The sequence below is a fragment of the Flavicella sp. IMCC45537 genome (assembly GCF_057197705.1).
This window is the reverse complement of record NZ_CM170067.1, coordinates 1,636,722-1,648,927: the sequence shown is the minus strand read 5'-3', so window position 1 is coordinate 1,648,927 and position 12,206 is coordinate 1,636,722. Positions and strand designations below refer to the sequence as shown.

Sequence of the window (12,206 nt, the reverse complement as noted above, 5' to 3'; positions counted from 1 at the left end):
GAGTAAAATAAACCCATGTAATTAACCATATTACCTGGGTTTGTTAGTTTATTTAGAACTCATTGTTTTTGTGGAAATGTCGCCTTAGATAGATTTAGGTTTGACAAGTAGGAATCTTTTAATTACTTTTATTGAGCAAAGTTCTGACCAAATTTTTGTAAAAAATAACCACATTGAAGCCCAACAACAAACAGAAACTAACTTTAAATAAATTCAAAGATATGTATGGATCTTACCATACGTCTTTGATTATTTTTGCTGAAAAATATGTGCAGGATCTGAGCATTGCGAAAGATATTGTACAAGATGTTTTTATTAAAATTTGGGAAAAAGATGTTGTTTTTGCGAATCAAAACAGCATCAAGTCTTACCTCTACACTTCTGTAAGAAATAAAAGCTTAGATTATTTAAAAAGTAAAGAGTTTGCAATTAAAAGAGAATTGTCGCCTTTAGAAATGTCAATTTTGGAAAGCGATTCTTATTTTGAAAAAGAACTTTTAATGGAAGAAGTTTCTAGACTTGTGCATGAAGCAGTAAACACTCTGCCTTACAAATGCAAGGAAATTATTTTGTTAAGTTTGAAAGGTTTGAAAAATGAACAAATCTCCGAAGAGTTATCCGTTTCCATAAATACGGTTAAAACACAAAAAAGAATTGCTTACCAAAAATTAAGACCGATGTTAAATGGTGCTTATGTTTTTATTGCATTTATTTTTAATTAATTTTTTTTTTTTTTTTTTTTTTTTCACCCCCTTTTGATTTTTTATCGTCTTAGTAATGTAACGTGTCCGATAGGCACCTTAAATTGCTATGAAAAATAATTCTGTTCATAAAATTTCTCGAATGGCAAAAATAATTGCCAAGGCTAAACTGAATAAACAAAAGGTTGATTCTCAGGAGATCTCTGAGTTTTATAATGAAAAAGATGCCAAAGAAATTTTATCTCGATTAGAGGAAGGGGAGTTTATCAAGCGGAGAGAAAAGAAAATTAAAAAAATAGAGGAAACTAAAAATGAGGATTGGGAAAATTTACTTTTAAAGTTACAGCCAACTCCTAAAAAAAGCTACTGGTTACAAATTTCAAGAATTGCCGCAGTTTTAGTTCTTTCTTTGTCGGTGTATTATTTTTACAATAATGGACCCGAGAAAATTGAATCGTCCATTGATTTAACTCAAGAGGATTTTGTTTTTGATGAGAAAGATGTTTTGTTAAAATTAGATAATGGTCAAGTTGAAGTTATTTCAGCAGATGGATCAAAAACGTTGGTTGATTCAGAAGGAAAGGTCATCGGAAAACAGATTGGAAAACAGTTAGATTATAAAACTGTCAAAAAAGAACATATTGCAAAAAAGCTAGTCTATAATGTTTTATCTGTCCCTTACGGAAAAACTTTTCAAATCGAATTGTCTGATGGAACTAAGGTTCATATGAATGCAGGGTCTACATTGAAGTATCCCATTGCTTTTATTGAGGGTAAAAAACGAGAAGTGTTTTTACATGGAGAAGCGTTTTTTGACGTGACAAAAGATCCAAAACATCCTTTTATTGTAGCAACGGATAAATTAAATATTCGAGTTTTAGGAACTTCGTTTAATGTAAGTTCTTATGAAGAAGATAAACAGGTAAATACTGTTTTGGTAGAAGGAGCGGTTTCTTTATATAGCAAAGACGATGTCTATAGTAAACAAAATAGTGTAGCTCTTAAACCAGGCAGAAAAGCTACCTGGAAAAAGGGATCTGAAGTGATAAAAATAAAAAAAGTTGATACCTCAATTTATACGGATTGGAGGTATGGGAAAATAAGATTTAAGCACATGCAGTTTCGTGATATTTTAAAAAAGCTAGAAAGACATTATAATGTACAGATCACGAATTCTAACGAGGGACTAGCGAACCAATCGTTTACTGCAACTTTTGATGTTGAAACCATAGAACAAGTTCTACAATCGTTTGATAAAAATTACAAATTAACCTATGTGATTAACGGTGATAGAATTCAAATTAAATAATTTAACTAAACTTAACCAATAAACTACTTTTTATGACTTAACCAATTTTACTTGCCACAGAACTACATTTATAAAAAAAAACCGGGAAATGCTGGAACATAACCCGATTGAAAATGTAGTGATTTTTTTTAACCACTAAACCTTATAACAAAAGTATGAAAAATCTCATTAATGTAGGAGAACGATTCCCCTATGCCTTAAAGTTTGATTTAAAGATGAAATTAACCGTTTATCTATTTATTATATCACTCTTTCAAATACAAGCGAATACCTATTCTCAATTGACTAAAATTTCCATGGATTTGGATAATGTAACCATTGAAAATGTATTGCTTGAGATTGAAGAGAAGACAGAATTTAAGATTTTATATAATGACAATGAAGTTGACTACAACAGAAAAGTTTCTGTGAATGTAGAAAATGAATTGGTATTTACAATTTTAGATAATTTGTTTGATAAAACTAAAATCTCTTATGAGATAGTTGACAAACAAATTGTGCTATTAAACAACCCTTCTAAGCCTTTGACAGCTGCAACTGTTCAGCAAACAAAAGTTGTTTCTGGAACTGTTTTAGATGATACAGGCGGACCGTTACCTGGAGCTTCTGTCATGGTGCAGGGAACAAGTGTTGGAGGAACTACAGATTTTGATGGTAAGTTTTCTTTAGAGGCTCCATTAAGTGCTACAACAATTATTGTTTCTTATATGGGATTCAAATCAAAAACCGTTTCTATTGGTGATGGAACAGGTATTACAGTTGCATTAGAACCAGATTCAGCTACTTTAGATGAGGTGATTGTTGTTGGTTACGGAACAGTTAAGAAATCAGATGTTACAGGATCTATTTCTAGTATTAGTGCAAAAAGTTTTGAAGATCAACCATTAGCTAGGGTAGAAGACGCTTTACAAGGTAGAGCTGCCGGGGTTTCGGTAGCTAAACAGTCAGGAACACCAGGTGGACCTGTTAAAGTTAGGATTCGTGGTGCGAATTCAATAACAGGTAACAATGATCCTTTGGTTGTTGTAGATGGAATTATTGGAGGAGATCTTTCAACCATCAACCCAAATGATATTGCTTCTATGGAAGTATTAAAAGATGCTTCTGCAACAGCTATTTATGGGTCTCGAGGAGCAAATGGAGTTATCTTAATTTCTACTAAGAAAGGTTCTGGGAAATCTAAAATGGATGTAGATTACTTTACTTCTTTTTCAACTGTTCCAAAAATGTTAGAAAGTTTAGGAGCAGATGCTGCTAACTTTGCTAGAATTGAGAATTCAAAAAGAGGAAGCGAGTTTATTCCACAGTCAGAAATAGACGAACTAGCACAGTCGGGAGGTACAAATTATCAAGATTTATTGTTTAGAACAGCGATAAGTCACAACTTGCAACTTTCTATGAGTGGAGGAACAGAAAATTTTAATTATTTTGTTTCTGGAAACTACTTAAACCAAGAAGGTGTTGTTCAAACTACGGGATATCAACGATTTTCTATTCGTTCTAATGTGAATGCAAAAATTACGAATAAGTTTAAAGTTGGAAGTAATATTTACGCAAGTAGAGGTAAAACAACCAATGATATCGAACAATTTGGTCGTTACCAAGGTACTTTGGTAACACACGCCATTGCTTGGGATCCTACAACACCATTGGTAAATGATGCAGGAATGAACAATGAGCGCTCTACTAGAGAATTGGCATCTCTTAACTACAATCCAATTCATAGATTGAACTTGAGTGATCTTCAAAAAATCGAGGATCGATTGAATGTGAATTTCAACTTAAGTTATGATATTGTTGAATCGTTGAATTTTTCTGTTGTAGCAGGAGCAAGTACAATTGGTATCACAAACGAAAATCTTAAAATGGATTTTGAAGCACCAGATGCTAACTTTAATAGTTATAAAACTACAAATTATCAAGTAAGTAATATTGTAACTTGGAAGAAGTCATTTGGAAAGAACAATGTTGTAGCGACTGGTGTTTATGAATTTTCAAAAGGAGAGTCAAGATATAATGCATACGGAGCAAATGATTTAATTGGTCCAGCAGGGTTTTATTTTGCTGAATTAAACAAAGGATATAGTATTTCAAACAATAAAGTTGAAACAGGGATTTCTTCTTTTATGGCCAGAGTTGGTTACGATTGGGATAAAATCTTTTTCTTAACAGGTACGGTTCGTTCAGATTCTTCTTCTAGATTTCAAGGAGATAATAAAACAGGTACATTTTACTCATTCGCGTCATCATACAGTTTTAGCAATATGAGCTTTGTTGCTGATAGCGATGTTTTGAGTAACTTAAAAATTAGAGCAGGATGGGGACAAGTAGGAAATCAAGATATCAATGCCTACAGTACTTTCCCAGAAGTTAGTATCAATCAAAAATATTCTTTTAACGGTTTGCCTGCTCCTGTTCAAGGATCTACAATTGCAGGGATTGGAAACCCAGATACTACTTGGGAAACAACAACTCAGTTGAATGTAGGAGTTGATTTAGGATTTTTAAATAACAAATACAGTTTAAGTTTAGATTGGTATAAAAAGAATACAACAGATTTATTATTGAATGTACCAATTCCTGAAACATTAGCGGGTGTAAATATCAGTCAGATTCAAAATGTTGGTGAGGTTCAAAATACAGGGTTTGATATTACTTTAGGAGCTAATTTTATTGATACTGATAGTTTTAGATGGGACGCTAATTTAACGATGTCTAAGATTAAGAATGAGGTAATAAGTCTATATGACGGAAAAACTGAAATTCAAGGAACTTTCCAAAGTACAGATGGTCAAGGAGATATTTGGAATATTATTCAAGTAGGGGAGCCATTAGGACAATTCCAAGGAGCTACTTTTTTAGGAACATGGAAATCTACGGATAACATTCCATTAGATCCGGATACTGGTAATCCGATTGCAGTGCCAGGTGACGCTAAGTATTTACTAGATGATAATAACGAAAAAGTTATTGGAGCTATCGGAAATGGTACACCAGATTTTATGTGGGGTTTCAACAATACGTTTACCTACAAGAATTGGGATATAAACCTTTTCATTCAAGGAGTTCATGGATTTGATGTTTATAATACTACAAGAGCAATTATTGTTGGAGCTTCAGGAAACCAAAGAAGTTATATGCATCCAGAGCAATTAAATCAATGGACACCTACTAATGAAACAGATATTCCAGCAACTGGAGAAAATGTTTATGGGTCTACCAGATATGTTGAAAAAGGTGATTTCATAAGATTAAGTAACTTAAATATTGGTTATACTTTTAGAAATATTAAAGGAATTGAAACTTTGAAAATATATGGGGGTGGTCAAAATTTATTCTTGATCTCTCAATATTCAGGGTATGATCCAGAATTAAGTTCTAGACCTGCGGATGTAGCTGTAAATCCAGCAAATACAGATAGTGCAGTTGGTATTGATGCCGGAGCGTATCCAAATCCTAGAATTTTTTCTATCGGAGCAAAATTCCAACTTTAATAACCAAACTAAAAACATACAAAAATGATAAAATTAAATATTCATAGAAAATTTAAGATGTTCATGGCTGCTATTGCCTCTATTTGCATCTTGACTGTTTCTCTTCAAAGTTGTGTAGATTTAGAAGAGGATCCAACAGAGATTAGATTAGCTCCTGGAGCCTATAGTTCAATATTTGAATTAGACTTAGGCGTAAATGGAATATATGCACAATTAAGAAATGCGTCCATGTGGTCTACGTTCTATGTGAATGGTTGGAGTGGTGATGATATGACTACTCATAAAACTAGTAACAAAGCAGATTTTAGAGAATTTGATCAAAGAAGTATATCCAACGCAAATGGTAGAACTGTTCAGAATTGGAATAACATTTATGGAATGATTGCTGCTGCAAACAATGTATTAAAAAACATTGAAGGAATTACATTAGAGGATCCTGAGGTACAGCAAAGACTTTTAGGTGAGGTATATTTTTTACGTGGTGCAATGTTTTTTCATTTAGCTCGTGTGCATGGGAAAATTGCATTACCTACCACTCCAGAAATTGATTATGACATAAAACTTTCTTCTGAGATTGAGGTGTATGAGCAAATTGAAAGAGATTTAAATCAAGCGGTGGCTTTGTTACCAGTAATTTATCCTGGTGTAGAAGATGGTGCTCCTAGACCAAATAAAGGTTCGGCTAAATCGTTATTAGCACGCTTATATATGGATTGGGCAGGATTCCCGGTTAAGGACAATACTAAATATGCCAAAGCACAATCTACGGCGAAAGAAGTAATTGATAATAGTGCGTCTCATGGATTTGAATTAGAAAGTAATTTAGAGAACCTTTGGACAATGGATAATAGGTTTAATAAAGAAAGTACATGGACTATTGCTTACTGTCAACCTTGTGGTACTCAAAATGGGAAGTTTGCTTGTTTGGGAATGCCAGGAGACCTTAAAGGTTGGGGTGAAACTTTTGCTGAGATTAGATTTTTTGAGGATTTTCCAGAAGGAGCAAGAAAAGAGGCAACTTACAGAACTGATTTAGATTGGACGAATTTTAATGATCAAGTGACACCTGTATTTAAGAAAATCGTAGGACCGGATTTAGATGTTCCTTTAGGAGTATTCTTTACAAGTAGAAATGATTTCTATATGAGATATGCGGAAGTGTTGTTGATTTATGCAGAAGCTTCAGGTGAAGTAGGAGGGGCATCGGCAGAAGCTTGGGAAGCCTTGAATATGGTAAGACGTAGAGCAGCAGGCTTGCCTTATGCTACAGCAGTCCCAACCGCAGTGCCACAATTAGATGCTGAGGGTAATCCAATTGCAGGATTGACATATCAAGATGTTACTTCTGGAGATTTAGCGGATTTGACTTTTACAGAAAGAAAATGGGAATTAGCTGGTGAGTGGATACGTTGGAATGATTTGGTTAGAAAAGAAAAGGTAGCCGAGGCACTTGGAAATAGAGATCCTCAAGTTACGCCAGATAATAAAAATGGAGGAATTATAGCGGTTCAAAATCCAATTATTGGTTCTTTAGGTACTGAGAATTATTTTGCACCTATTCCTGCGGCTCAAATAAAATTATTACCTGGATTAGGAGAATAAAGACATTCGATTAATTTGGTTTGATTGAGACGGTAAGGATCTTGGGATTCTTGCCGTTTCTATTTAATATTCATTGAATCTATGCATCTTTTTTTTCAAAAAAAATATACATTTAGTCTTTAAATAAATGAATCACAAAATGAAGTATACCTCACTACATATTAGAAAATTTTTTCTCTTTTTTTTATCACTCTTTTTTTTATGCGCTTGCACGAAAACGCAGGAAAAAGAAAGTCCTAAAAAACAAAAAATGTTTTCCAATGTTACTTCAGGGGTTTCTGGTTTGAATTTTTCAAATGTTTTAAAAGAGGATGTGAAAACAAATTATTACAAGTATATGTACTTGTATATAGGTGGGGGAGTTGCCGCAGGGGATATAAATAATGATGGGTTGATTGATTTATTTTTTACATCTAATACAGGAGAGAATAAACTTTTTTTGAATCAAGGTGACTTAAAGTTTAAAGACATAACAGAAAGTGCTGGGATACATCATAAAGAAGGCTTTGATACTGGGGTAACGATGGTAGATGTCAATGCAGATGGTTTGCTGGATATATATATATCACGAGGTGGTTGGAAGCATCAAGGAGGAAAGTTTGCAAATTTATTATTTATCAATAATGGAGATCTAACATTTACAGAAAGTGCAAAAGAACTTGGTATTGCGGATGATAACCGTACCATACAAACAACCTTTTTTGACTATGATAATGACAATGATTTGGATGTTTATGTTTCCAATTCTCCTGATATTGAAGGGAAAATAAAAATTTTAGATTTAAGAAGTGCTGATAAAAATTCAAAAAATGCAGCCTTAAAAGGAAACGATCGTTTATATCAAAATGATGGAACCGGACATTTTACAGATGTTTCAAAAAAGTCGGGTATAATTACAGATTTAGGTTTTGGGTTGAATCCCCAGGTAGGTGATTTAAACAATGACGGTTGGCTAGATTTATATGTTTGTAATGACTTTAATTATCCGGATTTAGTCTATATCAATAATCAAAATGGAGGTTTTGTTGAATCTAGAGATACGTATTTTAAGCATATGTCTTTTAATAGTATGGGAAGCGATTATGCGGATATAAACAACGATGGGTTAGAAGATTTGATGACTTTGGATATGAACCCAGAAGATTATATTAGATCAAAAACAACGATGGGAATGACTTCCATTGAAAACTTTGAGGCCATGGTTGAAAATGGATATCATTATCAATACATGCATAATATGTTGCAATTAAATAACGGGCAAAAGAATTTTAGTGAAATAAGTAAAATGGCAGGTATTGCTAACACAGATTGGAGTTGGTCTATCTTGTCAGCGGATTTTGACTTAGATGGTTTCAATGATTTTTATATAACCAATGGGGTTTATAGAGATGTGATTGATAGAGATACCAATAATAAAATTCTTTCCATTTTAAGGAAAAATGGTAGAAAACCTACTGCGGAAGATTTCTTGCAGTTTACAAAAATGTTACCACAGCAAAAGTTAAACAATTATTTTTTTAAGAATAATGGTGATTTAACTTTTGAAAATACATCTGATTCTTGGAATGATACCAAACCAACATTTTCAAATGGTGCTATTTATGCCGATTTAGATAACGATGGAGATTTAGACATTGTTGTAAATAATATAAATGAAAAGGCAACATTGTTAAAAAATAACGCTGTAGAACAACAACTGGGAGGGTTTTTGTCTATTTCGTTAAACGGTCCAGAGACTAATAAATTTGGTTCGGGTGCAAAGGTAAAGATTCACCTTTCAGATAATTCTGTTCAAGTAAGGCAATTAACAAATACTAGAGGTTTTTTATCATCAGTGTCGAATAAACTAAATTTTGGTGTTAAAAAGGGAGTAGGTATTAAGAGTTTAGAGGTTCAATGGTTGGACGGTACATCACAGCTTTTAAAGAATATAAAAGTGAACCAACATATCGTTTTAAACTATAAGAACGCTCGAGTTGTAAATAACGTGAAAAATGATGATCAAAAGTTGTTTACAGAGAAAAAAGCAAATGAGATACATCAAGACCCTTATTTTAATGACTATAATAAACAAGTTTTGTTACCTCATAAATTAAGTCAAACCGGTCCGTGTCTAGCTAAGGGAGATGTAAATGGAGACGGTATTGATGACTTGTATGTTGGAGGTGGGCATACCCAACCAGGAAAAATGTTGATAGGAACAAAGAAAAATGATTTGAAGGAGAAGAAAATTAATGCTTTTGTAGAAGATCGTGCTTATGAAGATACCGCTGCAACATTTTTTGATGCTGATAATGATGGTGATTTAGATTTGTATGTAGTAAGTGGTAGTTATGAATTTGAAGAAAATTCTGAATTGCTTTCAGATCGTTTGTATTTAAATAATGGGCTAGGAGGCTTTTACAAGTCTAGAAATTTAATTCCTGTTGTAAATAATTCTGGATCTATTGTAATTTCTGAAGATTACGATAGGGATGGTGATATGGATTTGTTTATTGGAGGAAGAGTTATCCCTGGTAAATATCCTTATGCGCCAGAAAGTTATTTGTTGGTTAACAACAATGGTAAATTTCAAATTAAAACAAAAGAATTAGCTCCAGGATTTCTTGACTTGGGGATGGTCACGGCGGCGCAATGGGTAGATATAAATAAAGATGGTTTTTCTGATTTAGTAGTCTGCGGAGAATGGATGGGTCTCGAAGTATTTTTAAATAAAAATAAACAGTTGGTGAAAAGCGAAGCCTATTCTGAATTGAGTAGTACCAAAGGTTGGTGGAATAAAATTTTGGTAGAGGATATTGATAATGATGGAGATTTAGATATTGTTGCAGGTAACCTTGGATTGAATTATAAATTTAAAGCATCAAAGAAAAAACCATTTCATGTGTATACAAGTGATTTTGATTTTAACGGAATAGAAGATGTTTTTTTAGCAAAGGAATATAAAAACAAACAGGTTCCGGTGAGAGGTAAGAGTTGTTCAACTCAACAGTTACCGCATTTAAAAAATAAGATAAAATCTTATCAAAAATTTGCCAATTCTGATTTGGCTGGAATTGTTGGACCTGGAATTAAATCGGCATTGCATTATGAAGCGAATGAATTTAGATCAGGTGTTTTTATAAACGAAAACAATAAATTTAAATTCGAACCTTTTCCTAATCAAGCACAATATTTTCCGATAAACAGTATCGTTTATCATGACTTTGATCAAGACGGGAAGAAAGACTTGTTAATGGCTGGGAATAATTATCAATCAGAAGTTGAAACGACAAAGTCTGATGCAGGTATTGGTGTGGTATTAAAAGGTAATGGTGCTGGCGGATTCAAATATGTAGCATCTAAAAAATCAGGATTTTTTGCTAACAGAGATGTTCGAGATGTTATTTGGTTTGACAAAAACGAGAAACCATTTCTTTACGTAATAAATAATAAAGATAGACATCAATTGTTTTATTTGAACAATTGATAAAGACATTGAGTGGGGCTAAAATATATGAAGTATTTTAGTCTATCAATTGGTTGTTGTTTGAAAAGGGAATCGAAATTATTCGATTCCCTTTTGTTTTGTGGTTCAACTATCGAATAGCAGTTTTTATTTTACTGTCTCTAGTCTCGTTGTATGTTTTAAATAACTCCGCAATTAACTCTTTGTATTTAGGAGAGTTTATTAGGTTTTGATTCTTTTTCTCTGTTGGATTTTTTTCTAAGTCAAACAGAGCGATTGGAGTTCTTGTTTTATCTGTCTTGTCTTTTTTATCCAACTTAATAATTAATTTCCATCTCTCTTTAAGAATCATTACTTCCTTACCGGTTCCACTTTGAACCATGATATATGGATGGATTTTTTGTTTGTCTTTCTTAAGAAGAAGAGGTAGAAGGTTAGAGGAATCCATAGCTTGTCCCTCTGGAATTTTTTGATTCGTTAGAGCTGCAAGAGTTGCCATTATGTCTAAGCCTAGAACTGGAATATTAGATTTTGATTTAGACTTAATTTTATCGGGCCAGCTAGCAATAAATGGTACTTTATAACCTCCTTCAAAAGCCTGATTTTTACCACCTCTATAAATGTCACTAGGTTTGTGCCCTGATGCCAAAGTTTGTTTTATCATCAAACCACCATTGTCTGAAGTGAAAATAATCAAAGTATTTTTATAAATTCCTTGTTTTTTTAAAGATGCAACCATCATTTCTATTTGAACATCAAGCTCTTTCACCATATCTAAATGTTTTGAAGGAGTAGTGCCAGCAATTTTTTTACCATTTAAATACGCTGGAGGAGCATGAGGTTTATGCACTGCTTGCGAGCAATAATACATGAAAAATGGTTTGTCTTTATTTGCATTTTTTTCAATAAAATTTACAGCCTTGCCAATCAGCAAAGGACCTATGTGATGAGGATCCCAATTACTATCACCAAGTCCTTCTAGTTTATCAAGTTTTACCCCAATTTTAGTCATGTTTTCCTGAGAAATATATGCTACTTTAGAGTCTTCTTTCAAAGGCATCATAGTTCCGTTTTCATAAACAGCATATGGATAATCTTGAATTCCTGCAGGCAATGTAAAACTATAATCAAATCCTTTTTGTTGAGGTCCGTTAATCATTCTTGTGATGTCTACATTTGTTTCAGGTTTAGCTCTATTACCTCTGTATATTTTAGAGTCGCTTCCCTTTTCTAAAAAATCACCTCCAAGATGCCATTTTCCTAAGAATGCAGTAGTATAGTGAGCTTTTTGCATGAGTCTACCTAATGTAAGCTGGTTGTCTTTTATTGGGGAAGCCTGAAATGATCCCCAAACACCCCATGGATAGGGACTTCTATAACAACTGTTACCTGTCATGATAGCGTATCTTGAAGGAGCACATAAAGCGGCCGGGGCATTGGCTTTAGTGAACATCATTCCACTTTTAGCTAGTTTATCCAAGGCTGGCGTTTCAAGTATAATGTTATCTGAATGTAGTCTTCTGTAATGTGAGAGATCTCCAACACCAATATCATCAGCTAAAATAACTATTACATTGGGTTGGTTTTGAGCGATGCCTATGACCGACAAAAAAAGTAAGTTTATTGATAATAATAGATGTTTCATGTTTCCT

General features: G+C 33.3%; 6 protein-coding genes. 5 read left to right on the top strand and 1 reads right to left on the bottom strand.

Going from position 1 to position 12,206, the window contains the following annotated elements; translation table 11 throughout:
- The first annotated feature begins 173 nt into the window (after positions 1-173).
- From AC2DGP_RS06970 to AC2DGP_RS06950, 5 genes are all read left to right on the top strand, one after another.
- Entirely contained in the window at positions 174-722 is a 549-nt protein-coding gene (locus tag AC2DGP_RS06970) for an RNA polymerase sigma-70 factor (protein ID WP_484492290.1), read from the top strand.
- Between the two features lie 121 nt (positions 723-843).
- Entirely contained in the window at positions 844-2,010 is a 1,167-nt protein-coding gene (locus AC2DGP_RS06965; protein ID WP_484492289.1) for a FecR family protein, read from the top strand.
- A 155-nt stretch (positions 2,011-2,165) separates the two neighbouring features.
- A complete protein-coding gene (locus AC2DGP_RS06960; protein WP_484492288.1) occupies positions 2,166-5,504 on the top strand; it encodes a TonB-dependent receptor in 3,339 nt (1,112 codons plus the stop codon).
- 24 nt (positions 5,505-5,528) lie between these two features.
- Positions 5,529-7,106 carry a RagB/SusD family nutrient uptake outer membrane protein gene (locus AC2DGP_RS06955; protein WP_484492287.1) on the top strand — a complete coding sequence of 526 codons (1,578 nt, stop codon included), beginning with the start codon at positions 5,529-5,531 and terminating at the stop codon, positions 7,104-7,106.
- A 250-nt stretch (positions 7,107-7,356) separates the two neighbouring features.
- Positions 7,357-10,575, top strand: a complete 3,219-nt coding sequence (locus AC2DGP_RS06950; protein ID WP_484492286.1) for a VCBS repeat-containing protein — start codon at positions 7,357-7,359, stop codon at positions 10,573-10,575.
- Between the two features lie 109 nt (positions 10,576-10,684).
- Here the strand turns inward: AC2DGP_RS06950 and AC2DGP_RS06945 are convergent, their stop codons facing one another.
- Positions 10,685-12,199, bottom strand: coding sequence for a sulfatase family protein (locus AC2DGP_RS06945; protein WP_484492285.1), 1,515 nt, complete (start codon positions 12,197-12,199; stop codon positions 10,685-10,687).
- Positions 12,200-12,206: the final 7 nt, after the last annotated feature.